We start from the raw sequence: 25,666 nt of genomic DNA on the forward strand, positions 1-25,666 counted from the left end.
AAGAAGGACGATAGACACCAAAGGTAGCCAGCCGTGGGCTGATCCACTATATGTAGGAAATGTATAAGATAATGCCGAATAATGGATAGATCGGACGTCACCCTTGAGCGCATGCGCACCTTCGTTCGCGTCGCCGAGCGCGGCAGCCTCTCGGCGGTGGCGCGCGAGCTCGGAGTTGGGCAGTCGACGGTCACACGGCATTTGCGAGAACTCGAGGAGGCCGTCGGAGTGCCCTTGCTCAGCAGGACCACCCGGCGCGTCACGATGACCGATGAAGGCAGCCGTTACTATGCCGACAGCGTCCAGATCCTGCGCCTCGTCGAGCAGGCCGGCGATGAGGCGCGGGGCACGCGCGGCGCGTCGGCCGGCACGATCCGGATATCCTGCACGGCGGCGCTCGGGGTCTTACATGTCAGCCGGCTGATCTTCGCCTTTCAGGACCGCTATCCCTACATCGGCATCGATCTCAGCCTTACCGACGAGCGCATCAACCTTGTGCGGGAGGGCGTCGACATCGCGCTTCGCCTCGGCCCGCTCACCGACAGCTCAATGAAACTGCGGGCGCTCGGGCAATCCCGGCGTCTGCTGGTGGCGGCGCCGGCCTATCTGGCGGCGCGGGGCAGACCGGCTGTCCCGCAGGATCTGCCTGGCCATGAAGGCATCCGGATGTCGAACATCGCGGGAAGCGACACGCTCACCTTGCAGGGGCCGGGCGGCGAGACCTTTGCGGTGCCCTTTGGCGGCAGATTTCTGGTCGACCATGGGCTTGCTGCGCGCGAAGCCCTTGTCGCCGGACGCGGCATCGCACCCGCCCACCACTGGCTTGTCGACGATCTTCTGGCGGCCGACCGGCTGGAAGTGGTCCTGCCGGGCTATTTTCCGCCTCCCGTCCCGCTGAGCATGCTGATCGTTCCGGAGCGTGCGGGCATTGCCCGGGTGCGGCTGCTGGTCGACTTTCTCGCCGAGCAGATCTCCGGCATTCCGGGGATCGAGAAGCGGTAGCCGGCCGGCAAACCTCGCCGGATCAGGCGGCCTTCTTCTTGGCCAACCGTGCCTTGATGCTGGCAACGTCGGCACGCGGCGTCGCCGCGAACAGCGTCCTGGTGTAGCTGTGCTTGGGGTCGGCGAAGACCTCGTCGCGCGAGCCGTATTCGACCGCTTCGCCGAAGTACATTACCATCACGTCGTCGGCGATGTAGCGCACCACCGACAGGTCGTGGCTGATGAAAACATAGGTTAGCTGAAACTCGTCCTGCAGGTCGGCGAGCAGGTTCAGCACCTGCGCCTGCACCGAAAGATCAAGTGCCGAGACCGGCTCGTCCAGCACCAGAAGGCTGGGGTTGAGCATCAGCGCGCGGGCGATGGCGATCCGCTGGCGCTGGCCGCCCGAAAACATATGCGGGTAGCGATTAAAGTGCTCGGGGCCGAGACCGACCTTCTTTAGCATCTTCATGGCAAGATCGCGCCGCTCGTCGGCCGTGCTGTCGGTATTGATGAGCAGCGGCTCGCCAAGCACGTCGCCGATCTTCTGGCGTGGATTGAGCGAACCATAAGGGTTCTGGAAGACGATCTGGACCTTGCGGCGCATTTCCTTCGACAGGCCGTTCCTGCCGATGTCTACCTTCTTGCCGTCGATGAAAAGCTCGCCGGAGGTCGCCGGGTCGATCAGGGTGATGATGCGGGCGAGTGTTGACTTGCCGCAGCCGCTCTCGCCGACGATGGCCAGCGTCTTGCCCTTGTCGACGCTGAACGAAACACCCTTGACCGCATGAACCGTACGGGAGGGGCGGAAAAGCCCGCCACCGACATGATAGTCGCGCACGATGTTCTTGCCTTCGACTACCGTCACGCTCATGAGGCGGTTCCTCCTGCGGACCGGGCTGCGACTACAGATGGGGCCGGCTCAAACAGCATGTCGGAAACAGTAGGCAACCGGTCGCCGACGGCGTTTTCGGGCAGTGCCGACAGGAGCGCGCGCGTGTAGTTGCTCTTGGGGGACTCGAACAGCGACAGCACGTCGGCCTCTTCCATCTTGCGGCCCTTGTACTGGACGATGACACGGTCGGCGGTCTCGGCAACCACCCCCATATTGTGGGTGATCATGATCAGGCCCATGCCATATTTGGCCTGCAGGCCGACCAGCAGATCGAGGATCTGCTTCTGGATGGTGACGTCGAGCGCCGTGGTTGGCTCGTCGGCGATCAAAAGCTTGGGATTGCAGGCGATGGCGATGGCGATCATGACGCGCTGACACTGACCACCCGACATCTGGTGCGGGAAGGAGCCCAGCCGTTCCTCGGGGTCGGCGATGCCGACCAACTTCATCAATTCGATGGCACGCGCCCGGCGCTGGGCGCGGTCCATGCCCATATGGAAGCGCAGCACCTCCTCGATCTGGAAGCCGACGGTGAAGCACGGGTTGAGGCTGGCGACCGGCTCCTGGAAGATCATCGAAATATCCTTGCCGACGATCTTGCGCCGCTCGGATGGGCCGAGCTTGAGCAGGTCGATGCCGTCGAAGGCCATGCGGTCGGCCCTCACCGTCGCGGTGTTGGGCAAAAGCCCCATCACCGCCAGCATCGCCACCGACTTGCCCGAACCGGATTCGCCGACGATCGCCAGCACCTCGCGCGGTTCGACCGACAGGTCGATGCCTTGTACCGCCATGAATGGTCCAGCGGCGGTGTCGAAGGAAACGGTCAGGTTCTTGATCTCGAGAAGAGGCATTGGATTATGACCTCTTCAGCTTGGGATCGAAAGCATCGCGCAAGCCATCGCCGATCAGATTGATGGCAAGCACAGTGATCAGAATAGCAAGGCCGGGGAAGGTCACCACCCAAGGCGCGCGCAGGATGAACTCGCGCGCCGAGGCGAGCATCGTGCCCCATTCCGGCGTCGGCGGCTGCGCACCGACACCGAGGAAGCCGAGCGCCGCAGCCTCGAGAATAGCGTTGGAGAAGGACAACGTCGCCTGCACGATCAGCGGTGCCAGGCAGTTCGGCAGGATCGTCCTCACCATCAAGCGAAGATGACCGGCACCAGCCACCTTGGCGGAGATGACATATTCGCGGTTCTTTTCGGCCATCACGGCGGCGCGGGTGAGGCGCGCAAAATGCGGCTGCAGCACCAGCGCGATCGCCAGCATGGCATTGAAAAGGCCGGGGCCAAGGATCGCCACCAGCACCAGCGCCAGAAGCAGCGACGGGAAGGCCAGGATGATATCCATGATGCGCATGATAAGCGTGTCGACCCAGCCGCGGAAATAGCCGGCGAGCACGCCAAGCACGATGCCGCTGGTGAGCGAGAAGACAACGACCACCAGACCGATGAACAGCGAGAAACGCGCGCCGAAGATCAACCGTGAAAGCATGTCGCGGCCGACCGCGTCGGTGCCGAGCAGGAACATCGATTTGCCGCCTTCCTGCCAGGCGGGGGGTGCCAGCAGCGCATCGCGAAACTGCTCGTCGGGCGAATGTGGGGCGACGAACGGCGCAAAGATCGCCACCAGCACCAGCGCCGAAAACACGACAAGGCCGATGACCGCGCCGGTGTTCATCGAGAAGTAGTGCCAGAACTCGGCGAAAGCCCGTTGCCTGCCGCCTGTCGGGATGGAGGCGGCGGTAGCTTCGGCGGCGGATTCGTCGGTCATCTCACTGCACCCGGATGCGCGGATTGATGACGGCGTAGAGCACGTCGACGATCAGGTTCACCGCCATGACGATCAGCGCGATGATCAGCAATCCGCTCTGGACGACGACATAGTCGCGCTTGCCGATGGCATCGATCATCCATTTGCCGATGCCCGGCCAGGAAAAAATGGTCTCGGTCAGAATGGCGCCCGCCATCAAGGTGCCGACCTGCAGTCCAATGGTGGTGACCACCGGGATCAGCGCGTTGCGAAAAGCGTGCAGACCGATGACGCGGCGCGGCGCCAGGCCCTTGGCGCGCGCGGTGCGGACATAGTCCTCGCCCAGCACCTCGAGCATCGCCGAGCGCGTCTGGCGCGCTATGACGGCAAGCGGGATCGTCGCCAGCACGATCGACGGCAGGATCAAATGGCTGACGGCAGATTTGAAAGCGCCGCTCCTGCCGGAGATCAGGCTGTCGATGAGCATGAACCCGGTCGTCGGCCTGAAGAAATACTGCAGGCCGATGCGGCCGGAAACCGGCGTCCAGCCGAGATAGCCGGAGAAGAAGATAATGAGCAGCAACCCCCACCAGAAGATCGGCATCGAATAGCCGGTCAGCGCGACACCCATCGTCGCCTGGTCGAACCACGAGCCGCGCTTGACCGCGGCGAAGATACCGGCAGGAATGCCGAGCAGGACGGCGATGATCAACGCCACTGTCGCCAGTTCCAGCGTGGCTGGAAACAGCGCCTGGAATTCGCCGAGCACTGGCCGCTTGGTGGCAATAGATATGCCGAAATCGCCGGTCAGGACCCTGCCGATATATTCCAGGTATTGGATGACATAGGGCCGGTTGTAGCCAAACTGCTCGATGAGCTGGGCGTAGCGCTCGGGGCTGACGCCGCGCTCGCCCGCCAGGGCCAGGATAGGATCGCCGGGCAGAAGCCGGACGAAAGCAAACGCCGCCAGCGATATGCCGAACACGGTCGGGATGATCAAAGCGAGCTTGTGGAGGAGATAACGGAGCATCTTGCTTCATAGAACGGCGGCGCGGGAAGTCCAGCGCCGCCGTTCAATTTCTCAGGACTTATTCGGTGACGTCGACGCCGTCAAACCGATGAATGCCGAGCGGGTCCATAACGAAGCCCGACACCTTCTTGTTCATCGGCATGAAGACCTTGGAGTGGGCGATGGTCAGCCACGGAGCCTCACGCTTGAACACCACCTGAGCTTCCTCGTAGATCTTGGTGCGCTCGGCGACGTCCGTCGTCGCCTTGCCTTTTTTCAGCAGGGCTTCGAATTCCTGGTTGCACCAGATCGCATAATTGGACTGGCCGATGGCATCGCAACCGAGCAGGAAAAAGAAGTTGTCCGGATCGCCATTGTCACCGGTCCAGCCCAGTTGGAAGGCGCCATCGCGATCCTTAGCCTTGCCGCGCTGGCGATACTCGGTCCATTCGTAACTGACGATCTCCGCCTTGACCCCGACGGCGGCATAGTCGGCCTGGATCAACTCGGCGACGCGCTGGGCGTTCGGGTTGTAGGGGCGGCTGACCGGCATAGCCCAGATCTTCATCGACAGATCCTTGACGCCTGCATCGGCCAGCATCTTCTTGGCCGCCTCCGGATCATAGGGATCGTCCTTGATGTCCTTGTTATAGGACCACATGGTCGGCGGGATCGGGTTGATGGCCGGCGCACCGGCGCCCTGATAGACCGCGTCGATGATCGCCTTCTTGTTTACCGCCATGTTGAGGGCCTTGCGGACCTCGACCTTGTCGAAGGGCGGCTGCGTCGTGTTGTAAGCCATGTAGCCGATGTTCAGGCCTTCCTGCTCGTCGACCTTGAGGTTCGCGTCGGCCTGCAGTCCGGCAATGTCGGCCGGCGCCGGGTATGACATGATATCGCATTCGCCCGCCTTCAGCTTCTGCGCGCGCACGGCGGGGTCGGGCGTGATGGCGAAGATCAGATCATCGATCTTCTGGCGGCCGCCATAGTAGCCGTCCCATGCTGCATAGCGCACGACCGCATCGACCTGATAGTCGACGAACTGGAACGGACCAGTGCCGACCGGCTTCTGGGTGAACTGCTGCCTGGTGCCGGCCTTGTCGAGCTGGTCGGCATATTCCTTGGAAACGATCGAGGCGAAATCCATGCCGAGGTCCGGCAGGAACGCGACTTCAGGCTTGTTCAGCACGAATTTCACCGTCAGGTCGTCGACCTTGACGATTTCCTTCAGGAGATCGGGGAAGCCCATGCCGGTGAAATATTCCCAGCCGGTGCCTTCCAGATAGCTGTACCACGGGCTTTCTTTCTTCCACTGGCGTTCGAAGGAAAAGATCACGTCGTCGGCGTTGAGGTCGCGCGTCGGCGTGAAATAATCGGTCGTCTGGAATTTCACACCCGGGCGAAGTTTAAAGGTGTATTCGAGACCGTCATCGGAAACCGTCCAGCTCTCGGCCAGGCCGAGCGAGATGGTGGTCTTGCCATGCTCGAACTCGACCAGGCGCGAATAGATGGTGCGCGACGAGGCATCGAAGTCGTTGCCGCCGCTCCATGGCGACGGGTCGAAGCCGGCCGGCGAAGCCTCCGAGCAATAGACCAGTTGTTTTGCATTGGCCACGCCGCCGAGGACGCTTGCAGCCAGCAACGCGGCTGCAAAAGTCAGTTTCTTTTTCATTGAGCACTCCCTGATGTTCTTCCAAGCCCCTCTGTCAGGCTCGCGAAGGCCGCATATAAGCACCGTTTTTCTAGCTTTGGAACTGCTTGTTTGCCTAACCCACGGGAAGCAGAAAAAAATTCCGGCACGCGGCAAATTGTGGAAAAAACGAGCCGAATCCGCAGATCACGACATTATTAGCGACTTCAATTTTTTGTTGATCGGTAATGCCGCCGATTGGGGGAATCGAGCCGTTCGGTTCAAGAGATGCGCGTCCGAAAACCGGTCGCGGCCAAGAGGTTTGACGGCAAGTCTTGCCGCACTCCAGGTGGCGAGGCTTGCACGGCCGCCGCTTGTGGCAATACATAGATAGATGGGCAGCGTGCCGGATTTTCCCAGGTTCCGGATATTGCGGCAAGCGGTGGGATATCTTTGTTGATCAGGGCGGTGGTGGCGCGCAAGCATGCCGAAACAATAAGAACGATTGAGGGAGCGACAGGTGGCAAAACCGGCAAAGACAACCAACGCGGCGAAAGCAAAGGCCGAGGCAACATCGAAAGCGGTCAAGCCAAAAGCGGCCGCCGCCAAGCCGACGGCTACCGCGAAGGCAAGCGCGAAGCCGGCGGCGAAGACCACGGCTGGAACGGCTGCTAAACCGGCAACCGGCAAGACTGCGCCTGCTGCAAAATCTGCCGCCAAGCCGGCGGCGAAGACAGTGCCGACAGCGCCACGACCGCCGGCAGGTCCGGCCAAGAGATTACCGAAGGCGATCACCGCACTGGCCGCTGGCCTGCCTGAAAAACCGTGGCTCCAGAGTTACCCAAAGATCGTGCCGGCCGAGATTGGCGACCTGCCCTCCAGCTCGATCGGCGACTTTCTCGTCGCCGTGTGCAAGCAGTTTGCGAATCGGCCGGCCTTCGTCTGCATGGGCAAATCGATCACCTATGCCGACCTCGAGCGACAGTCGGCCGCCTTCGGCGCCTATCTGCAATCAACGGGGCTGCAGAAGGGCGCGCGCGTCGCCCTGATGATGCCGAATGTGCTGCAATATCCGGTGGCGATTATGGCAGTGCTTCGCGCCGGCTATGTCGTGGTCAACATCAATCCGCTCTACACGCCGCGCGAGCTGGAGCACCAGCTCAAGGATTCCGGCGCTCAAGCCATTGTCATCCTCGAAAATTTTGCCTGCACCCTGCAGGCGGTGATCGCCAGGACCGCGGTCAAGCATGTCGTGGTCGCCTCGATGGGCGACATGCTCGGCGGGCTCAAGGGAACGATCGTCAACTTCGTTGTACGCCGCGTCAAGAAGATGGTGCCGGCATGGTCGCTGCCCGGCCATGTCAAGTTCAACGCCGCGCTGAAGGCCGGCACCGGCATGGCCTTCAGGCCCGCAAAGGTCGCGGCCGACGACATCGCCTTCCTGCAATACACGGGCGGCACGACCGGCATCTCCAAGGGCGCGATGCTTTTGCACAGCAACATTTTGGCGAACGTCGCGCAGAACGCGCTGTGGGCCGAAGACGCTTTTACCGTCAAGCCGAAGCCGGCGCATCTGAACTTCCTCTGCGCCCTGCCGCTCTATCACATTTTTGCGCTGACGGCGAACGTGCTGGTAGGCATGCAGCAAGGCGCGCAGAATGTCCTCATCCCCAATCCGCGCGACATTCCCGGCTTCGTCAAGGAGCTGCAGAAATACCCGATCCACATCTTTCCGGGCCTCAACACGCTGTTCAATGCGCTGCTCAATAATGAGGATTTTCGCAAGCTCGATTTCAAGCCGCTGATCCTGACGCTGGGTGGCGGCATGCCGGTGCAGAGGGCCATCGCCGAACGCTGGAAGGCGCTGACCGGCTGCCCGATCAGCGAGGCCTACGGGCTCACCGAGACCTCGCCGGGGACAACCATCAACAAATTCAGCGACGGCGTTTACACCGGCACGATCGGCCTGCCGCTGCCCTCGACCGAGATCGCCATCCGCGACGACGATGGCAACAATTTGCCGCTCGGCGAAGTCGGCGAAATCTGCATCCGCGGACCGCAGGTGATGGCCGGCTACTGGAACCGGCCGGACGAGACCGCCAAGGTGATGACCGAGGACGGCTTCTTCAAATCGGGCGACATGGGCTTCATGGACGAGCTTGGCTACACCAAGATCGTCGACCGCAAGAAGGACATGATCCTGGTTTCCGGCTTCAACGTCTATCCGAACGAACTCGAGGAAGTGGTGGCGCAGCATCCAGGCGTACTCGAAGTGGCGGCGATCGGCGTGCCGGACAAGCATTCGGGTGAAGTGCCGAAGCTGTTCGTCGTCAAGAAGGACCCGGCACTGACCGCCGACATGCTGACGGCTTATTGCCGCGAGAACCTGACCGGCTACAAGCGTCCCAGGTATATTGAGTTCCGCACCGAGCTGCCGAAGACACCGGTCGGCAAGATCCTGCGACGGGCGTTGCGGGGCTAGGCGCAGCTTGAGCGATTGCATCGCCGGCGCCAACGCCGTGAGTATAGGTTCGCGCCCGGACCCGGCAGAGTTCATCCGGGCGAACATGCGGATCGCCCCCGTGCCCGCGCTTCCCGAAATTCGGCTTTACACCGCCCATCCGGGAAGCGGGCTCAGGCGGCTTCTCGAATGGACCCAACATGCGACCGAAGAAGACGGACCTGAACCGGAGCCACCGTACTGGGCCTATGTCTGGGCCGGCGGCGCGGTGCTCGCCCGCTACATATTCGACCGGCCGGAGACCGTGGCCGGCCGTCGCGTACTCGACCTCGGCGCCGGCTCCGGCCTTGTAGGTATCGCCGCCGAGAAGGCCGGCGCAAGCGCGGTGATCGCGGCCGAGATCGATCACAACGCCGTTGCCGCGATCGGCCTCAACGCCGCGGCCAATAGTGTCACGATCAATATCGTCGACAAGGATATCACCACCGGTCCGCCACCACGGGTCGACGTCGTGGTTGCCGGCGACGTGTTCTACGGTCGCGAGGTTGCTCTACGGGTTATCCCATTCCTCGACCGCTGCCTAGCAGCCGGCATCAAGGTGCTGGTTGGCGACCCCCGCCGCACGGACCTGCCGCTGTCCCGGCTTCGGCTGCTCGCCGAATACCAAGTGCCGGATTTCGGCGACGCGAAGGGTGTGACCAGGCCGAGCGGCGTCTTTTCCTTCGAGCAGGACGATCGCTAGCGCCAGGATCAAAATCAAATCGCTATGAACGGCCGACTTCGACCCGTTGCGTACCAAGCAGTAGCTACCGTTGCTCACCTGAAGTGCGCTTAGCCGAACCTTTATTGGCAACCGCTTCCTTCATCATTGCAAGCCATTGCAACCGCCAAGACGGAGAATTGCCCGGCAGGCTCGCCATACCAATCAGTACGCCCGCTTCCTCCCATGTGATTGGAGTTTGAGGGCCACTCAGTTCGCTGTAGATCATCCCCGCAGAAGCGCGCGGTCGCAGTTTGATGTTGCAGTTGATCAATACTGGATCATGGTAGCGAGCATAGGATGCTTGGCTATTTTGATCCGCCTCGTGGACAATCTGCAAAAAAAGTATGTGGTTATGGTCATCGTCATTAAAAGTAGCTGTGAGCGAGCCGCCATCCCTAAGCATTTCAATATCGACAAAGCGCGACAGGTTGGGGAGCATATCAGGCAGACAACATTGATCCGTGTGCACTCGCTTCTACCACGGCTAGTGCTATCCGACCATCCGCGATACCAACGGCAATGTCCGCTTCCACCCATCTCGGCCATTGTGGAAAAGCCCAAGTGATTTGCGTTTTGCCCCCGGGCCTCGGCCGTCAGGCCGTCTCTGTCACTCGTGCCGAAAGAAAATCAGGCAGGTCGGCCACCGAATCCAGAATGACGTCGGCTATCTGGGACAGCGATTCACGTGTGCCGGTGCCGGACAGCACGCCGACCGCCAGACCGCAGCCGCCGGCCCGCGCCATTTCAAGATCGTGACGGTTGTCGCCGACCATGGCGATTGCCGCGGGCCTGAGCCCCGCCAGATCCCGAGCGGCGTGTTTTCTTTGAACCGAAAGATTGCTGAAATCGGCTCAAAACCAAATCATTCGAATGACTGAGTTCGACCCCTTGCAGACGATTCTATGGAGGCTATGATCCAGCGATGGGGTATCGGCTCGTCCTTCGATGTAGCAGCCTTGCTAGCCCCGCTTGAACTTGATCATACCGCCCGCGAACATAGACCAAGACCTGTTTTTACAGTTTCGTTCGCCCAGTCGAGGTTCTGGCAATCCGGAACCTATGACCAACCCTGTCTGGGTATGGGCAATTGAGCACCGTCTCACCGGTTACTCCCTGAACAAAGCGTTCCACGGCCCGCCTTCAAAGGATGTCGGGCCGTGCTGGAGCTTCAGCCGGTACGGGCGCACTGAAACGGTGCTGCCAGACGGCCGCCTTGTCAGGATCGGCGGCGAGTATGAAGATCACTATGATGCAGATTTCTATATCTACAACGATGTGATCGTGAGTCATCCTGGGAGCGGCACCGAGATTTTGGGCTACTCGGATGAGGTTTTTCCACCGACCGACTTTCATACGGCAAATCTTGTCGACGACCGAATATTTATAGTAGGCAACCTATCTTATCCGAATGTTCGCGGTCACAAGGCCCAGGTGCTCGTTTTAGACATAGCAAACTTTGGTGTTGGCCGCTTCGATACGACCGGAGAAACGCCGCCATGGATATACAAGCACTCTTCGGAACTCGTGGAAGATGGTGGCGCACTCCTGGTTCGCGGCGGGCGCCTGATCGGGCCGCGATGGCCTGGAGTGGTCGAGAACATCGACGATTGGCGCCTGGACCTCCATACAGGCCGCTGGGAGCGCCTTACCAGGCGGCTCTGGCCGCGATTTGCATTCGTTCGAGATGATGGCTGTCAAAATCATATCTTTTGGCTTCGCCGCCGCCTTTCAGATCGCGCCAGCGGCAGACCAGAGGACAGCGACGGCTTTCGAGCCAAACATCTTCGCCATCTCGGCCCCAATCCTCGAATAGACTTGCTCGAAACATTGTACACGCCCGACGTGCCTCACTCGAAGATGCCTGAAATCACGGACGAGCATCGTGTCTATCGCCTCTGCGTCGAAGGCGTCACCGTGCGCTATGTCGAGGACTGGTATGATATTCAGCTGACAGTGGAAGGGGTTCTACCGAGCCGGACTGTCGAGATGATCCGCTTGGACCTGCTGGCCAAACTGACGGCCATCGAGAATACGACCATCAACTGTACCCATGTGATGGTCGATTAGGCTCCGGAAGAAGTCCTATGCAAGGAAGAGATGGCCTCGGCCGTCAGGCTGTCTCCGTCACTCGCGCCGAAAGAAAATCAGGCAGGTCGGCCACCGAATCCAGAATGACGTCGGCTATCTGCGACAGCGATTCACGTGTGCCGGTGCCGGACAGCACGCCGATCGCCAGGCCGCAGCCGCCCGCCCGCGCCATCTCCAGATCGTGACGATTGTCGCCGACCATTGCGATCGTCGCCGGCCTGAGCCCTGTCAGATCCGAAAAGGCAAGGATCGTATCCGGCGCCGGTTTTGGATTGGCCACCGCGTCGTAACCATAGGCGGCTTCGAAAAGCTGCGCGACGCCCAGAGTGACCAAGGTCTTTTCCGCGCCGCTGGTCGAGTCGTTGGTGGCGACGCCAAGCCGGTAGGATTTTCTGTGAAGCAGCCCAAGCGTCTCGACCACACCCGGCAGCGCCACGGCCATCGCCGATCCTTGCGCCGAAGTGATGGCATTGAAACGGGCGACGGCAAGCATCTGGTCCTCGTCGGACAGCCGCGGAAACCACAGCTCGACGACGTCCATGTTGGTGCCGGAGGCAAAAATTGAATCCGGCTTGAAGCGCTTGTTGGCGAAGTCGAAGCCCGCCGCCGCAAGCAGCCTGTCTGCCCTCCAGCGATCGCCTTCGGCCGCATCCATCGCCATGAAGTCGGCGATGCCCAGCCATGTCGCGTTGAAATCTACGAGCGTGCCGTCCTTGTCGAACAATATTCCCTTAATGTCCGCCAAGCTTTTCACTCCGGGCCGCGCAAGCGGTGAATGTATTCCACCAGTCCGGCAGTCGAGGCATCCCGCTTTGCGGCGTTCTCCTTGCCTTCAACGACGGGCAGCAGCCCGGTCGCCAGTTCCTTGCCGAGTTCGACGCCCCATTGGTCGAAGGAGTTGATGTTGAACAGCGTGCCTTCGACAAAGACGCGGTGTTCGTAAAGCGCAATCAGCCGTCCGAATGTATGCGGGTCGAGCTTTCTGTAGAGAATCGTCACCGAGGGGCGGTCGCCGGAGAAGACGCGGTGCGGAGCAATCCTGTCGACATCGGCGGGCTTCATGCCTTTCGCCAGCATCTGCGCGCGGGCTTCCTCAAGCGTGCGGCCCTTCATGAAGGCTTCCGACTGCGCCAGGCAATTGGCAAGCAGAAGGTCGTGGTGATGCTTCAGCTCCGGTTCGTGGCCGACGGCAGCGGCAAGGAATTCGACCGGAATGAAATCGGTGCCCTGATGCAGCAACTGGAAGAAGGCATGCTGGCCATTGGTGCCGGGCTCGCCCCAGACCAGCGGGCCGGTCGGCGTCGTTACAGCGCCGCCGTCCAGGGTGACGCTCTTACCGTTCGATTCCATGTCGAGCTGCTGCAGATAGGCCGGCAGCCTGGACAGACGCTGATCGTAGGGGATGACGGCGCGAGCGGGGTATTTGCAGATCACGCGGTGCCACCAGCCAATCAGCCCCATCAGCGCCGGCAGGTTCTCCGCCAGCGGCGCGGTGCGGAAATGCTCGTCCATCTCATGGGCGCCGTCGAGAAAGGCGCGAAAATCCTTCGGGCCGATGGCGATCATCACCGGCAGACCGATCGCACCCCAGACGGAATAGCGGCCGCCGACCCAGTCCCAGAAGCCGAAGACGCGATCGGGCGCGATGCCGAATTTGGCGACCAGGTCGAGCGCCGTCGAGACGGCGGCGAAATGCTTGCCGACCGCTTCCTTGCCGAGCGCTTTCTCGACCCATCTGCGCGCGGTTTCGGCATTGGTCATCGTCTCGACCGTGGTGAAGGTCTTGGAGGCGATGATGAACAGGGTGGTTTCGGCGGAAAGACCCTTCAGCGTGTCGTGGATATGGGCACCGTCGATATTGGATACGTAATGCGCGCGCGGCCCGTCATGATAGGGCGCCAGCGCCAGCGTCGCCATGGCCGGGCCGAGATCGGAGCCGCCGATGCCGATGTTGACGATATCGGTGATTTTCTTGCCGGTCGCGCCGGCCGCCTTGCCGGAACGCACCGCGTCGGCGAAGGCACCCATCGCGTCGAGTACGGCAAGGACTTCCGCCTTCACGTCCTGGCCGTCGAGCACGATGCCCTTGCCGGTCAGGTTGCGCAGCGCCGTGTGCAGCACGGCACGGCCTTCAGTGACGTTGATCTTCTTGCCGGCAAACATCGCGTCGCGCCGGCCTTCGAGGTCAGCGGCCTCAGCCAGCTTCTCCAGCAACTCCATAGTCCGCGCATCGACCGCGCATTTCGACCAGTCGAGCAGCAGGTCGCCGTCACTGGCGGAGAATTTCTCGAAGCGCTGCGGATCGGCAGCGAAAGCCTCGCGCATCGAGCCCGATTTGGCCGCACGATGATCGCGCAATGCGTCGAGCTGCTTTTGAAAGGACGATTGATCCACTGCTTCGCTCCGGTCTCTTGAGATGCATCTTATCAGGCCGGATGTTTCCGGCGCGTGTCGTCGCGGCAAACTATCGGGTCGAATTCCATCTGTTTCAATGCGCAGCGATGCCGCAGCGCAGCGTGGGCCGGCTCAAAGGATCACTGGCATAAATCCCAGCGATCAGAAAAATTGATTGGCGCAACACCTTGTGCCACCGGTACATTCGACTGGTCCAGCCAAGTGAAAAAAGCTGGCCATCGAGGAACATCTCCCATGCCACAGCGAAACGACACGGCCATATGGTCCGGCCTGTTCCGGATTTCGGCGGAATCCGGTCAGACCCTGCAGGCGCAGATCCGCCAGGCGATCGTCGCCGCCATCCTCGACCGGCAGATCGCGGCTTCCATGCCGCTTCCGTCCTGCCGGATTCTTGCCGAAAAACTCGGCGTGGCGCGCGGCACCGTGGTGCTGGCCTTCCAGCAGCTGGTCGACCAAGGCTTCCTGGTGGCGCGCGAGCGCCGCGGCCATTTCGTCAATCCCGAAGTGCTGGCGACGCCGGCCAAGCCGCATCAGAAGGCGCCCGACCAGGCCAACGAGATCGACTGGAAGGCGCGTCGGCAGATCGCGGCGAGCGACATGCCGCCGCCGGCCAAGCACGACAACTGGATCAAGTCGTCATACCCCTTCGTCTATGGCCAATTCGACCCGGCGCTGTTCCCGACCGCCGAATGGCGCGAGTGCAACCGCATGGCGTTGGCGGTGCTCGAAATCCGCAACTGGGCATCCGACATGGTCGACCGCGACGATCCGCTCCTGATCGAGCAGATCCAGGCACGGCTGCTGCCGCGACGCGGCATCTTCGCCAATCCGGACGAGATCATCGTGACGTTGGGCGCGCAGAACGCGCTTTACATGCTGGCGACGCTGTTGATGACCAAGGGCTCCAAGGTGGCGATGGAGGACCCGGGCTATCCCGATGCACGTTCGATCTTCCGGCTGGCCGGCGCCGAGATCCAGCCGGTTCCGGTCGACCACTCCGGCATCGTAACCTCGGCCATTCCCAATGATTCCGGCTTCGTCTTCGTCACGCCCAGCCACCATTGCCCGACCATGGTGCCGCTGTCGGCAGAGCGGCGGCAGGAGCTTTTGGCGCGCGCCAACCGGCACAACCAGATCATCATCGAGGACGGATATGACAGCCAGCTCCTGGACGAGGCGCCGCAGCAGGCGCTGAAGAGCCTCGATCGCTCCGGCCGCGTCGTCTATGTCGGCTCGATGTCGAAGACGCTGGCTCCCGGCCTCAGGCTCGGCTACATCGTCGCCTCGGCCGGGCTGATCTCCGAGCTTCGGGCGCTACGCCGCTTCATGCTGCGCCATCCGCCGGCGAACAACCAGCGCGCCGTCGCATTGTTCCTGTCGCTCGGCCATCACGAGGCGCTGGTGCGGCGGCTGTCGAGCGCCTTCGACGAGAGGCGCAAGCGTCTGGTCCATGCGATTTCCGCCTTCCTGCCGGAGTGGCGCTCGACCGATTCGGCCGGCGGCACGTCGCTCTGGCTCGAGGGGCCGCGCGGCACCGATTCGCGCGGGCTGGCGGAGGCCGCGGCCTCGCGCAGCGTCATCATCGAGCCTGGCGACCGCTTCTTCGACCGCACCGAAAAGCCATCGCGTTTCATGCGCTTGGGCATTTCCTCGATCGCGTTGCAGCACATCGAACCCGGCATCCGCGAACTTGCGACGGCAGCTGGACGCAGGCCGGCAGCGGCCTGATCTCCCTTCCCCGACCGGAGCCTGGCGCATGTAGTGCGGCTCCGGTTCTTTAGCTCCTTGGCATATGCGACGGGACCGGCTGGCACATAGGCTGTGCCAATGCCGGCGGCATAGTCGCTGTATAGAGGGGACGAAGCAGGCCGATGGTGGACCAACCGCCGCGCCCGCTCCGCAGCTAAAGTTGGAGTGCCTTCATGCCAATGGCCCATGAGAAGCAGGACGTGCCCGCAGACCAGCGTTCGCGGCGGTCCGGCGGGCGCGAGGCGCGCCGCGCCATGCGGGCGGCACCGCTTGCCGACGACGTCAAGCCGGTGCGTGCCGGCCTCGAAGGCGGAAGCTACAGCCCGCTCAGCGGCAGCGATTGCGAACGTATCCACGAGGCCGTGCTTACCCTTCTGGAGACGGTCGGCTTCGCCAACGCCATCCCCTCCTGCATCGAGGCGCTGACCAAAGCCGGCGCGACCTTCAGTGAGGACGGCCGCCTGCGCTTTCCTCGCGGCCTTGTGCTCGACACCATCAAGAACGCGGCGCGGCATTTCACCCTCCACGGCCAGGATCCGAAGCACGACATGGTGATCCAGGGCAAGCGTGTGCACTACGGCACGGCCGGTGCTGCGGTGCATCTTGTCGATGTCGAAAAGCGTGAGTATCGCGAGTCGCTGCTGCAGGACATTTATGATGCCGCGCGCCTGGTCGAAGGGCTCGACAACATCCATTTCTTCCAGCGGCCGATGGTGCCGCGCGACATTCCCGACCCGCTCGATATGGATTTCAACACGCTCTACGCCTGCGTCATGGGCACGTCGAAGCATGTCGGCACCTCGTTTACCGTGCGTGAGAACGTCAAGCCGGCGCTCGACATGCTCTATGCGATCGCGGGCGGCGAAGAGAATTTTCGCGCGCGGCCTTTCGTCTCCAATTCGAACTGCTTCGTCGTGCCGCCGATGAAGTTTGCCGAGGACGCCTGTGGCGTTCTCGAAGCCTGCGTCGAGGGCGGCATTCCGATCCTGCTGCTGTCGGCAGGACAGGCGGGTGCGACGGCACCGGCGGCGATTGCCGGCGCCGTGGTGCAGGCGGTCGCCGAAGTGCTCGTCGGCCTCATCTACGTCAACGCCATCAAGCCAGGCCATCCGGCGATTTTCGGTACCTGGCCGTTTGTCTCGGATCTCCGGACCGGCGCCATGTCGGGCGGTTCGGCCGAGCAGGCGGTGCTGACCGCGGCTTGCGCGCAGATGGCGCAATTTTACGACCTGCCGGGCGGTTCGGCCGCCGGCATGACAGATTCGAAACTGCCTGATATTCAGTCCGGCTACGAAAAGGGCATAACCGACGTGATGGCCGGTCTTGCCGGCCTCAACCTGGTTTACGAATCGGCCGGCATGCACGCCTCGCTGCTCGGCTTTTGCCTTGAGAGCCTGATCATCGACAACGACATGCTCGGCCACTGCCTGCGCTGCGTGCGCGGCATCGAAGTGACGGACGAGTCGCTGTCGATCGACACGATTGCCGATGTCTGCCTGAAGGGCCCGGGCCATTATCTCGGCAACGAGCAGACGCTGCGGCTGATGCAGACCGAATATTTCTATCCGGCCGTCGGCGACCGCTTTTCGCCGAAGGAATGGAATGAGAAAGGCAGGCCCGATATCCTGCAGCGGGCGATCATCGAGAAGAAACGCGTGCTTGCCGAACGCTTCCCGCGCCATGTGCCAAAGCCGGTCGACGACAAATTGCGCGCCCGCTTCGGCGATATGATCAAGCTGCCGCGCGGCAGAATGGGCGGCTGAGCGTTACCCGCTCGCCGCCAGCAACAAGACACCGGCCAGCGCCGATCCGGCAAGCGTCGGCAGCGTACCGATCTTCAGCTTCAGAATGGCGATCATCGAGGCACAGGAAAGCAGCGCCGCGCGCCAGTCTATCGATGAAAGCACCGGCACGTCCATTCCAAGCCCGACATTGCGCACTTCGCCGAAGATGACGTGCAAGCCGAACCATAGAGCGAGATTCATGATGACGCCGACGACGGCGGCGGTGATCGCACCGAGCGCCGCCGACAGCGCCTTGTTGCCGCGCAGCGCTTCGATGTAAGGCGCCCCAAGGAATATCCATAGGAAACATGGGGTAAACGTCGCCCACAGCGTGAACAGCCCGCCAAACAGTCCGGCAAGCAGCGGCGCCAGCAAGCCCGGCTGGCGGAACGCGGCAACGAAGCCGACGAACTGCAAGACCAGGATGAGCGGACCCGGCGTGGTTTCGGCAAGTCCGAGGCCGTCGACCATTTCACCGGGTGCCAGCCAGCCGAAGTACTCGACCGCTGCCTGCGCGACATAGGCAAGGGCTGCGTAGGCGCCGCCGAAGGTGACGACCGCCATGACACTGAAGAAGCCACCGATTTGAGTCCAAACGCTGGCAGGGCCGGTGAAAGCCCAGACCAGCAGAACAGGCCCCAGCCAGATCGGCAGCCAGACCGCCAAAGTGCGCGGCGCGTGCCATCGTGTCGGCCTGACGTGGGTCAGTTCACCGCGCTCGAACATCAGATCGACCACGCCCTTTATGTCGGGAACATCGCCCTTGCCATGCGAGGCGCCGGAAAAAACTGCCGGCGCACTACGGTTGCCGATCCAGCCTGCCAGCCCGGCAAGCAGCACGATCAGTGGAAACGGCACGTTCAACGCGTAGATGGCGATGAAGGCGGCGAGTGCGATCGACACCATGACCGGGTTTTTCAGCGCGCGTCTGCCGATCCGGATCACCGCCTCGATGACAATGGCGAGCACGGTCGCCTTGACCCCGAAAAACAGCGCCGCGACGAGTGGTACATCGCCATAGAGCGCATAGAGGCTGCTCAAGACGAGCATGACAAGCGCGCCCGGCACGACGAAGAGGAGGCCGGCAACAAGGCCGCCGACCGTTTTGTGCAGCAACCAGCCGATATAGATGGCGAGTTGCTGGGCCTCGGGGCCAGGGAGCAGCATGCAGTAGTTCAACGCATGCAGAAAGCGCTGTTCGCCGATCCAGCGCCGTTCCTCGACCAGTTCCTTGTGCATGAGCGCGATCTGCCCGGCCGGGCCGCCAAAGCTGAGCACGCCGATTTTCGCCCAGACCTTCACGGCCTGCCGGAAGCTCGGCACAGCGGGCTCCTGGATCTCCGCCGGCTTTTTCGAAAGGACGGCGCTCACGATGGTTTGCCTGCGCCGAGACTGACTGCGCCGGCGACCGGCCAGTTATGCGTCTCCTCGGTGGCATCGCGGCACCAGCGGAAAAACGCATCGTAAAGCAGCATGCCGGCCTCGAGCTGCTCCAGATCGTCGCGAAACATCCGTGACAGTCCAAGCGAGGCGGCCAGGAACCCGGCCGCCTGTGGAACAAGATCGAGGCTCGCAGTATCGGCAGCGCGTATGATCGTGGCCAGGCGATCGAGCGCTTCGGATTTGAGCCCGAACTCCTCGATCATGGTGTCGAAGGTGCAGCGTTCGCCGCGGTGGCTCCAGAACACGTTCTCGATGTCGAAAGGGATAGCCTGAAAGCGATCGGCGACTGCCGCCACTTCGGCCGGCTCGACGAAGAGAAAGACCGCGTGAGGATCGATGAAGCGCCGGATCAGCCAGGGGCAGGCGATGCGGTCGACCTTCGGGCGCGTACGCGTCACCCAAACGGTGCGGCCCTTGGCATCGGCGGGCGGTATCTTGTCGGCGTGAACGAGAAGGCCCTTGGCATCGCGCCACGCTTCAAACCCGCCATCGAGCGATTCGGCGGCAACGCCCTCCTGCCGTAGCCATGCGGCCACGCCTTGCGAGAGCTTTTTTCCCTGTTGGCAGACGACTGTCACTTGCCTGCCGGCGAAGTCGGCAGCCCAGTTCGAGACACTCCTGAAATCACGACGATCCGACCCCGGCAGCAGGCGCGGATCGGCGTTGTAGTCATCATCGATGCGGACGTCGATGATTGCGGGTGCACCCGGCAGCCCAATCAGACGGGACAGTTGCGATACAGTGATAGCGGTTGTTGACGGCATGGCGTCCACCTCCTTGAAAGAGAAGCTTGGACGCGAACGTTGGGCTGACGCCTCACGGGGTCGTCGCGATGCACCCCTTGCGATGATCGTGGATTTGTCACGCCCGCTTGTCAAGCATTGCCGTTCTCGCGGGAGCAATCGCTGCTGACAAATGACCGCGTCCAACCCTGTGCCGGGCATTTCTGCCCATTAACGGCAGGCTATCGCGGGTGGAAAGCCGAGGCTTTCGCTCTACGATGTACCCCCACCCCCTACCCCTCCTGGCGCTGACCTCGGCAAATTGCCTGCACCGGCGGCTGGCTCGTGCGACAGACCCTGGTCAGTGATTGTCCCTCGGCACGCCGCTTGTATGAGCCACATCCTGGTATTTCACCGCCGGCTTCAGCACCATGCCTTCGGAAAACTGGTCGACCATGCCGCGCTGGATTTCCTGCCAGGGCGTCTGGTGCTTCGGATACTGATAGCCGCCATTGTTTTGCAGCTCGGCGCGGCGCCGCGTGATCTCGTCGTCGCTGACGAGGATGTCGGCGGTGCCCTTGCGCAGGTCGATGCGGACGCGGTCGCCGGTCTTCAGCAGCGCCAGGCCGCCGCCGATGGCGGCTTCCGGCGAGGCGTTGAGGATCGACGGCGAGCCCGACGTGCCCGACTGGCGACCGTCGCCGATACAGGCCAGCGCGTGGATGCCCTTTTTGATCAGATAGGCAGGCGGCTGCATGTTGACGACTTCGGCGCCGCCGGGATAGCCGATCGGGCCGGCGCCGCGCATGAACAGGATGGTGTGCTCGTCGATGCCCTGTGCCGGGTCGTCGATGCGGGCGTGATAGTCCTCGGGGCCGTCGAAGACCATGGCGTTGCCCTCGAAGGCTTCGGGGTCCTTCGGGTTCGACAGATAGCGCTCGCGGAATTCGGGCGAGATGCCGCTGGTCTTCATGATCGCCGAATCGAACAGATTGCCCTTGAGATTGATGAAGCCGGCATTGGCTTTCAGCGGCTCGGCAACCGTGCGGATGACGTCGAGGTTCTCGTTGACGGCGCCGCTGCAATTGTCGCCGATGGTCTTGCCGTTAGCTGTCATGGCTTCCGGATAGGGCAGCAGGCCGCCCTTCATCAGTTCGGCGACCACGGCCGGCACGCCGCCGGCATGGTGATAGTCCTCGCCGAGATATTCGCCCGTCGGCTGCAGATTGACGATGAGCGGTATGTTGAGGCCGACCTTCTGCCAATCGTCATTGTCGAGCGAAACGCCGAGATGGCGGGCGATGGCGTTGAGGTGGATCGGCGCATTGGTCGAGCCGCCGATCGCCGAGTTGACGACGATGGCGTTCTCGAAGGCCTTACGGGTCATGATGTCGGAGGGCTTCAGATCCTCATGCACCATGTCGACGATGCGCTTTCCGGTCTCGTAGGCGATCTGGCCGCGCTCGCGATAGGGGGCGGGGATAGCGGCCGAGCCCGGCAATTGCATGCCGAGCGCCTCGGCCAGCGAATTCATCGTGGTGGCGGTACCCATCGTGTTGCAATAGCCGGTCGACGGCGCCGAGGAGGCAACGATATCCATGAACTCGTCATAGCCAATCTCGCCGGCCGACAGGCGCTGGCGCGATTCCCAGACGATGGTGCCGGAGCCGGTGCGCTTGCCCTTGTGCCAGCCGTTGAGCATCGGGCCGACCGAAAGCGCGATAGCCGGAATGTTGACGGTGGCCGCGGCCATCAGCATGGCCGGCGTCGTCTTGTCGCAGCCGATGGTGAGCACCACGCCGTCGAGCGGATAGCCGTAGAGCACCTCTACCAGGCTGAGATAGGCAAGGTTGCGGTCAAGTGCAGCAGTCGGCCGCTTGCCGGTCTCCTGGATCGGGTGGCAAGGGAACTCGAAAGGGATGCCACCCATCGAGACGATGCCTTCGCGCACGCGCTTGGCCAGTTCGATGTGATGGCGGTTGCAGGGCGACAGGTCCGAGCCGGTCTGGGCGATGCCGATCAGCGGCTTGCCGGACATCAGTTCGGCCCGCGTCAGCCCGTAATTCAGGTAACGTTCCAGATAGAGTGCCGTCATGCCCGGATTGTCGGGATTGTCGAACCACTCCTGCGAGCGAAATTTTTTCTTGTGGGTGGGGGCGCCTGCCATTGTGGTCTCCGTATTTGTATGACAAATCGATATGACAACGCGCGGGAGCAGGCAAGGGGGACGCGCCATCCGAATCCGCTCTTTGGTACGAAAGACATACACTTGCCTCCGCGCTAGACGGGATCGTGGTTTGTCAGCCCGCTATCCCGGAAAAGTTGGAGCGCGTCGCCGCGGACCCTACCTGACCCTTCCGGCCACCCTCCCCCTCAAGGGGCCCACTTGGGGGAGGGACATCCGCATCACTCGAACACGATGCTCGGCACTGCAGCCTCGGCCGCGCCGCGCTCTTCATTGACGCGGTCCCAGACCTTGGCGGCGATGTCGCGATAGATTTTCGCCTCAGCGCCATCCGGCTTGGAGACCACCACTGGCGTGCCGGCATCGGAGCTTTCGCGGATGCCCATCTCGAGCGGCACTTCGCCAAGGAAGGTGACGCCGAGACGCTCGGCCTCGCGGCGGGCGCCGCCATGACCGAAGATGTCGTAGCGTTTTCCCGTATCGGGGGCGAGAAAATAGCTCATGTTTTCGACGATACCCAATAGCGGCACGTCGACCTTTCTGAACATGTTGAGGCCTTTGCGCGCATCGATCAGGGCCAGGTCCTGTGGCGTCGAGACGATGACGGCGCCGGCCAGCGGCACCTGTTGGGCCATGGTCAGCTGGGCGTCGCCGGTGCCGGGCGGCATGTCGACGACGAGCACATCAAGCGGTCCCCATTCGACCTCGCGCAGCATCTGCGTCAATGCCGACATCACCATCGGCCCGCGCCAGATCATCGGCGTCTCCTCATCGACGAGGAAGCCCATCGACATGACCTTGAGGCCATAATTCTGCATCGGCTTCAGGATCTTGCCGTCGACGGTCTGCGGCCTGCCACGAATGTTGAGCAGACGCGGCATGGAAGGGCCATAAATGTCGGCATCGAGCACCCCGACCCGCAGCCCGTTGGCGGCAAGCCCAAGGGCGATATTGACGGCGGTGGTCGACTTGCCGACGCCGCCCTTGCCGGAAGCGACGGCGATGATCGCTCCGATGCCGGGTACGCCGCGCTTACCCTGGCTGTGCGAGGCGGGCGCCTGCGGCGCGGGACGCGCAGGTGCGGCCGGCGGAGCGGGCCTCTGAGCCGGTCTTTGCGGAACCGGCGCCTCCATGCCACCGCCCTTCTTTTCCGCCGTCAGCGCGACCACGGCGCCGGCAACACCGGGGATCGCCTTGACGACACGTTCGGCCGCCGCACGCAGCGGTTCCATCTCCTGGGCACGGGCAGCGGGAACGGTGATCGAAAAGAACACCTTGGCATCGGCAATGAAAATCTCGGAAACCAGGCCGAGGTCGACGATATTGCCGGTGAAATCCGGCCCATTGACCGTCTTCAGGCGCTCGATAACGATTTCCTTGGTCACGTTTTCATTGGCGGCGGGCATGAGTTTTTCCTCTACTTTTCCGCTCCAGATAATGCAGTTCCGGAACAGAACCAAGCGATGGACCACCAATTGCAGCGGCGTGTCGGGGAGGCAGCGAGCGTATGACGGCATTTCCAGTGGGAGCAGCCGTCGCCAAATCGTCAACGCAGCCTATTTCATGAGCATGGAATGACAGCCAGGGAAGGAGACGAATCATGCTCGCAAACAGCAACGCGACGGCCAATCTCGCCGTGAAGGACCTGGCCAAGGCCAGGGCATTCTACGAAGGGGTCCTTGGCCTGAAAGAGGTGCACAATGAAGGTGGCGAACTGATCGTCTATAAAAGCGGCGACACCAGCATCAACGTCTACCGTTCGAACTTCGCTGGGACCAACAAGGCGACGGCTGTGACATGGACGGTCGGCGACGAACTCGGCAAGATCGTTGAGGCATTGAAATCGAAGGGCGTGACCTTCGAGCATTACGACATGCCCGGGCTGACGCTGGAGGGTGACGTTCATGTCGGTCAGGGCATGAAGGTCGCATGGTTCAAGGATCCGGACGGCAACATCCTGAACCTTGTGGATAGCTAGATACGGCGCATCGCCTGCCGCGCAGTGCTACGGTGCTGTCACCATGCCAGGCCGACCGCGAGATAGGTGAGAGCCGCGATCGCCGCGGTTGCCGGCAGGGTGACGATCCATGCCACCACGATGTTACCGGCAATGCCCCAGCGAACGGCGGAGACGCGGCGGGCGGCGCCGACGCCGATGATGGCGCCGGTGATCGTGTGCGTGGTCGATACAGGAATACCGAGCCAGGTGGCGGCGAACAAGGTGATCGCTCCGCCGGTCTCGGCGCAGAAACCCTGCATCGGGTTCAGCCGGGTGATCTTCGAGCCCATGGTGTGGACGATGCGCCAGCCGCCGAGCAACGTGCCCAGCGCCAGCGCCGACTGACAGGTGATGACGACCCACAGCGGCACGTAAAAATTCGCGCCGAGCATGCCTTGCGAATAGAGCAGCACGGCGATGATGCCCATAGTCTTCTGCGCGTCGTTGCCGCCATGGCCGAGCGAATAGAGCGAGGCGGAAAAGAACTGCATGACGCGGAAGGTGCTGTCGACGGCGAACGGCGTCCGCCGCACGAACAGCCAGGAGACCGCGAGGATCAAGACAAGCGCCAGCAGAAAGCCTGCCGCCGGCGATAGCACGATCGCCGCCGTCGTCTTGCCCAACCCGGCCCAGACGATGGCACCGGTGCCTGCCTTGGCAACGCCGGCGCCGACCAAACCGCCGATCAGAGCGTGCGAGCTGCTGGACGGAATTCCGACGAGCCAGGTGACGATATTCCAGACGATGGCGCCGACAAGTGCTGCGAAGACCACTGCCGGCGTGACGATGCTGGCGTCGATGATGCCGGTTCCGAGCGTCTCCGCTACGTGGAGACCGAAGAACATGAAGGCGATGAAATTGAAGAAGGCCGCCCAGAACACCGCATAATGCGGCCGCAGCACCCGGGTGGAGACGATGGTGGCGATAGAGTTGGCGGCATCGTGCAGGCCGTTGAGGAAATCGAAGAACAGCGCGACGACGACAAGGCCGACCAGCACGGGAAAGGCTATTGCGGCTTCCACTATACGTTCTCGATGACGATGCCGCTGATTTCGTTGGCGACGTCCTCGAAGCGATCGACCACCTTTTCCAGCTGGCCGTAGATCTCGCTGCCGATCAGATAGGCCATCGGATCGCTGCGGCCGTGCCGCTTGAACAGGTCCTTCAGGCCCTGTTCGTGCAGGTCGTCGGCCCGGCCTTCGGCGCGCATGACTTCCTCGGCGATGGCGTTGAGGCGCACCGTGTGCGCCCCGACCTTGCCGAGAAGCGGGATCGCCTCGGCCACCAACTTGGCGGCCTCGACGATGACGCCCCCCATTTCCTGCATCAGCGGGTCGAATTCCTTCTTTTCGAACAGCTTTACCGTCTTGACGGTCTTGTGCATCATGTCGATGGCATCATCCATCGACTGGATCAGGTCCTTGATGTCGCCGCGGTCGAAGGGCGTGATGAAGGAGCGGCGCACGGCCAGCAGCACTTCCGCGGTGATCTGATCGGCTTCGTCCTCGAGATCGATGATCGTCTGACACCAGCGGTCGATGTCGTTGCCCTGCAAAAGCTGCTGCAGTGCCTCGGCGCCGCCGACCACGGTGCGGGAATGCCGCTCGAACAGGTCGAAGAAGCGATCTTCGCGCGGCAAAAGCTTGCGGAACCAGCCCAGCATGTTCGATCTCCCGTCGTGTCCAGTCCACGACCCCGTCTCATCCACATAGCGCCGCATTCCATCGCGGGAAACAGTAAGCCGGCTGAAAGATGTGGATGCGGGCGATTTACACAGGCGGCTTGCGGCC

General features: G+C 62.3%; 22 protein-coding genes and 1 pseudogene. 7 read left to right on the plus strand and 16 right to left on the minus strand.

From position 1 onward, the window contains the following. The first annotated feature begins 81 nt into the window (after window positions 1–81). The gene (locus tag NKI18_RS01240) at window positions 82–1,002 is read left to right on the plus strand and encodes a LysR family transcriptional regulator (protein ID WP_352455059.1); all 921 of its coding nucleotides are present in this window, start codon (window positions 82–84) and stop codon (window positions 1,000–1,002) included. Window positions 1,003–1,024: 22 nt separating this feature from the next. Here NKI18_RS01240 and NKI18_RS01245 read toward each other — a convergent pair whose 3' ends face one another. From NKI18_RS01245 to NKI18_RS01270, 6 genes are all read right to left on the minus strand, one after another. After that, window positions 1,025–1,855, minus strand: coding sequence for a dipeptide ABC transporter ATP-binding protein (locus NKI18_RS01245; protein ID WP_023676825.1), 831 nt, complete (start codon window positions 1,853–1,855; stop codon window positions 1,025–1,027). Next, the gene (locus NKI18_RS01250; RefSeq protein WP_023676824.1) at window positions 1,852–2,727 is read right to left on the minus strand and encodes an ABC transporter ATP-binding protein; all 876 of its coding nucleotides are present in this window, start codon (window positions 2,725–2,727) and stop codon (window positions 1,852–1,854) included. Before NKI18_RS01250 ends, NKI18_RS01245 begins: the two co-directional genes overlap by 4 nt. Window positions 2,728–2,731: 4 nt before the next feature. After that, entirely contained in the window at window positions 2,732–3,649 is a 918-nt protein-coding gene (locus tag NKI18_RS01255) for an ABC transporter permease subunit (protein ID WP_023676823.1), read from the minus strand. A 1-nt stretch (window position 3,650) separates the two neighbouring features. After that, the gene (locus NKI18_RS01260; RefSeq protein ID WP_023676822.1) at window positions 3,651–4,658 is read right to left on the minus strand and encodes an ABC transporter permease subunit; all 1,008 of its coding nucleotides are present in this window, start codon (window positions 4,656–4,658) and stop codon (window positions 3,651–3,653) included. Window positions 4,659–4,716: 58 nt separating this feature from the next. Beyond that, window positions 4,717–6,309: an ABC transporter substrate-binding protein gene (locus tag NKI18_RS01265; protein ID WP_353018661.1), complete on the minus strand. Its 1,593-nt coding sequence runs from the start codon at window positions 6,307–6,309 to the stop codon at window positions 4,717–4,719. A gap of 165 nt (window positions 6,310–6,474) precedes the next feature. Continuing rightward, window positions 6,475–6,957 (minus strand): hypothetical protein, encoded by a 483-nt coding sequence (locus tag NKI18_RS01270; protein WP_352614525.1) that lies wholly within the window; start codon window positions 6,955–6,957, stop codon window positions 6,475–6,477. Between the two features lie 46 nt (window positions 6,958–7,003). Between NKI18_RS01270 and NKI18_RS01275 the strand changes: the two genes are divergently transcribed. Together NKI18_RS01275 and NKI18_RS01280 are read left to right on the plus strand one after the other, a co-directional pair. Then, window positions 7,004–8,749, plus strand: a complete 1,746-nt coding sequence (locus tag NKI18_RS01275; RefSeq protein WP_352614523.1) for a long-chain fatty acid--CoA ligase — start codon at window positions 7,004–7,006, stop codon at window positions 8,747–8,749. A gap of 85 nt (window positions 8,750–8,834) precedes the next feature. Beyond that, complete coding sequence (locus tag NKI18_RS01280) at window positions 8,835–9,470, plus strand: class I SAM-dependent methyltransferase (protein ID WP_352614521.1); 636 nt, start codon at window positions 8,835–8,837, stop codon at window positions 9,468–9,470. A 64-nt stretch (window positions 9,471–9,534) separates the two neighbouring features. Here NKI18_RS01280 and NKI18_RS01285 read toward each other — a convergent pair whose 3' ends face one another. Further along, window positions 9,535–9,960: a hypothetical protein gene (locus NKI18_RS01285; protein ID WP_352614519.1), complete on the minus strand. Its 426-nt coding sequence runs from the start codon at window positions 9,958–9,960 to the stop codon at window positions 9,535–9,537. A 124-nt stretch (window positions 9,961–10,084) separates the two neighbouring features. Next, window positions 10,085–10,297: pseudogene (locus tag NKI18_RS01290) on the minus strand (HAD family hydrolase); the annotation flags it as partial. 253 nt (window positions 10,298–10,550) lie between these two features. Here NKI18_RS01290 and NKI18_RS01295 point away from each other — a divergent pair. After that, window positions 10,551–11,558: a hypothetical protein gene (locus NKI18_RS01295; protein ID WP_352614517.1), complete on the plus strand. Its 1,008-nt coding sequence runs from the start codon at window positions 10,551–10,553 to the stop codon at window positions 11,556–11,558. Window positions 11,559–11,601: 43 nt separating this feature from the next. On the opposite strand, the gene NKI18_RS01300 is transcribed toward NKI18_RS01295, so the two are convergent. Both NKI18_RS01300 and pgi read right to left on the minus strand, forming a co-directional pair. Next, complete coding sequence (locus NKI18_RS01300; protein WP_352614515.1) at window positions 11,602–12,324, minus strand: HAD family hydrolase; 723 nt, start codon at window positions 12,322–12,324, stop codon at window positions 11,602–11,604. Between the two features lie 5 nt (window positions 12,325–12,329). Further along, a complete protein-coding gene (pgi, locus tag NKI18_RS01305) occupies window positions 12,330–13,973 on the minus strand; it encodes a glucose-6-phosphate isomerase (protein WP_352614513.1) in 1,644 nt (547 codons plus the stop codon). 255 nt (window positions 13,974–14,228) lie between these two features. Here pgi and pdxR point away from each other — a divergent pair, with 255 nt between their 5' ends. Beyond that, window positions 14,229–15,722 carry a MocR-like pyridoxine biosynthesis transcription factor PdxR gene (gene pdxR, locus NKI18_RS01310; protein WP_023676815.1) on the plus strand — a complete coding sequence of 498 codons (1,494 nt, stop codon included), beginning with the start codon at window positions 14,229–14,231 and terminating at the stop codon, window positions 15,720–15,722. A gap of 194 nt (window positions 15,723–15,916) precedes the next feature. Beyond that, window positions 15,917–17,506: a trimethylamine methyltransferase family protein gene (locus NKI18_RS01315; protein ID WP_352614511.1), complete on the plus strand. Its 1,590-nt coding sequence runs from the start codon at window positions 15,917–15,919 to the stop codon at window positions 17,504–17,506. A gap of 3 nt (window positions 17,507–17,509) precedes the next feature. Here NKI18_RS01315 and chrA read toward each other — a convergent pair whose 3' ends face one another. From chrA to NKI18_RS01335, 4 genes are all read right to left on the minus strand, one after another. After that, complete coding sequence (gene chrA / locus NKI18_RS01320) at window positions 17,510–18,898, minus strand: chromate efflux transporter (protein ID WP_352614509.1); 1,389 nt, start codon at window positions 18,896–18,898, stop codon at window positions 17,510–17,512. After that, window positions 18,895–19,734, minus strand: coding sequence for a chromate resistance protein ChrB domain-containing protein (locus tag NKI18_RS01325; RefSeq protein WP_352591232.1), 840 nt, complete (start codon window positions 19,732–19,734; stop codon window positions 18,895–18,897). Before NKI18_RS01325 ends, chrA begins: the two co-directional genes overlap by 4 nt. Before the next feature lie 319 nt (window positions 19,735–20,053). Further along, window positions 20,054–21,859 (minus strand): IlvD/Edd family dehydratase, encoded by a 1,806-nt coding sequence (locus tag NKI18_RS01330; protein ID WP_352614507.1) that lies wholly within the window; start codon window positions 21,857–21,859, stop codon window positions 20,054–20,056. A gap of 239 nt (window positions 21,860–22,098) precedes the next feature. Beyond that, window positions 22,099–23,283, minus strand: coding sequence for an Mrp/NBP35 family ATP-binding protein (locus NKI18_RS01335; RefSeq protein WP_352614505.1), 1,185 nt, complete (start codon window positions 23,281–23,283; stop codon window positions 22,099–22,101). A gap of 194 nt (window positions 23,284–23,477) precedes the next feature. Here NKI18_RS01335 and NKI18_RS01340 point away from each other — a divergent pair, with 194 nt between their 5' ends. Then, the gene (locus NKI18_RS01340) at window positions 23,478–23,855 is read left to right on the plus strand and encodes a VOC family protein (RefSeq protein WP_352614503.1); all 378 of its coding nucleotides are present in this window, start codon (window positions 23,478–23,480) and stop codon (window positions 23,853–23,855) included. 38 nt (window positions 23,856–23,893) lie between these two features. Here NKI18_RS01340 and NKI18_RS01345 read toward each other — a convergent pair whose 3' ends face one another. Together NKI18_RS01345 and NKI18_RS01350 are read right to left on the minus strand one after the other, a co-directional pair. Beyond that, complete coding sequence (locus NKI18_RS01345) at window positions 23,894–24,898, minus strand: inorganic phosphate transporter (protein WP_352614501.1); 1,005 nt, start codon at window positions 24,896–24,898, stop codon at window positions 23,894–23,896. After that, window positions 24,898–25,539, minus strand: a complete 642-nt coding sequence (locus NKI18_RS01350; protein ID WP_023676807.1) for a DUF47 domain-containing protein — start codon at window positions 25,537–25,539, stop codon at window positions 24,898–24,900. Before NKI18_RS01350 ends, NKI18_RS01345 begins: the two co-directional genes overlap by 1 nt. Window positions 25,540–25,666: the final 127 nt, after the last annotated feature.

Source organism: Mesorhizobium sp. M0800 (assembly GCF_040320095.1).
GTDB lineage: Bacteria > Pseudomonadota > Alphaproteobacteria > Rhizobiales > Rhizobiaceae > Mesorhizobium.

What these genes read in the sequence shown, in the direction of transcription:
- NKI18_RS01245 (WP_023676825.1), bottom strand. Translation starts at nt 1,855, where the DNA reads ATGAGCGTGACGGTAGTCGAAGGCAAGAACATCGTGCGCGACTATCAT.
- NKI18_RS01265 (WP_353018661.1), bottom strand. Translation starts at nt 6,309, where the DNA reads ATGAAAAAGAAACTGACTTTTGCAGCCGCGTTGCTGGCTGCAAGCGTC.
- NKI18_RS01315 (WP_352614511.1), top strand. Translation starts at nt 15,917, where the DNA reads ATGCCAATGGCCCATGAGAAGCAGGACGTGCCCGCAGACCAGCGTTCG.
- NKI18_RS01280 (WP_352614521.1), top strand. Translation starts at nt 8,835, where the DNA reads ATGCGGATCGCCCCCGTGCCCGCGCTTCCCGAAATTCGGCTTTACACC.
- NKI18_RS01250 (WP_023676824.1), bottom strand. Translation starts at nt 2,727, where the DNA reads ATGCCTCTTCTCGAGATCAAGAACCTGACCGTTTCCTTCGACACCGCC.
- NKI18_RS01325 (WP_352591232.1), bottom strand. Translation starts at nt 19,734, where the DNA reads ATGCCGTCAACAACCGCTATCACTGTATCGCAACTGTCCCGTCTGATT.
- NKI18_RS01295 (WP_352614517.1), top strand. Translation starts at nt 10,551, where the DNA reads ATGACCAACCCTGTCTGGGTATGGGCAATTGAGCACCGTCTCACCGGT.
- NKI18_RS01330 (WP_352614507.1), bottom strand. Translation starts at nt 21,859, where the DNA reads ATGGCAGGCGCCCCCACCCACAAGAAAAAATTTCGCTCGCAGGAGTGG.
- NKI18_RS01260 (WP_023676822.1), bottom strand. Translation starts at nt 4,658, where the DNA reads ATGCTCCGTTATCTCCTCCACAAGCTCGCTTTGATCATCCCGACCGTG.
- NKI18_RS01340 (WP_352614503.1), top strand. Translation starts at nt 23,478, where the DNA reads ATGCTCGCAAACAGCAACGCGACGGCCAATCTCGCCGTGAAGGACCTG.
- pdxR (WP_023676815.1), top strand. Translation starts at nt 14,229, where the DNA reads ATGCCACAGCGAAACGACACGGCCATATGGTCCGGCCTGTTCCGGATT.
- NKI18_RS01335 (WP_352614505.1), bottom strand. Translation starts at nt 23,283, where the DNA reads ATGCCCGCCGCCAATGAAAACGTGACCAAGGAAATCGTTATCGAGCGC.
- NKI18_RS01255 (WP_023676823.1), bottom strand. Translation starts at nt 3,649, where the DNA reads ATGACCGACGAATCCGCCGCCGAAGCTACCGCCGCCTCCATCCCGACA.
- NKI18_RS01350 (WP_023676807.1), bottom strand. Translation starts at nt 25,539, where the DNA reads ATGCTGGGCTGGTTCCGCAAGCTTTTGCCGCGCGAAGATCGCTTCTTC.
- NKI18_RS01240 (WP_352455059.1), top strand. Translation starts at nt 82, where the DNA reads ATGGATAGATCGGACGTCACCCTTGAGCGCATGCGCACCTTCGTTCGC.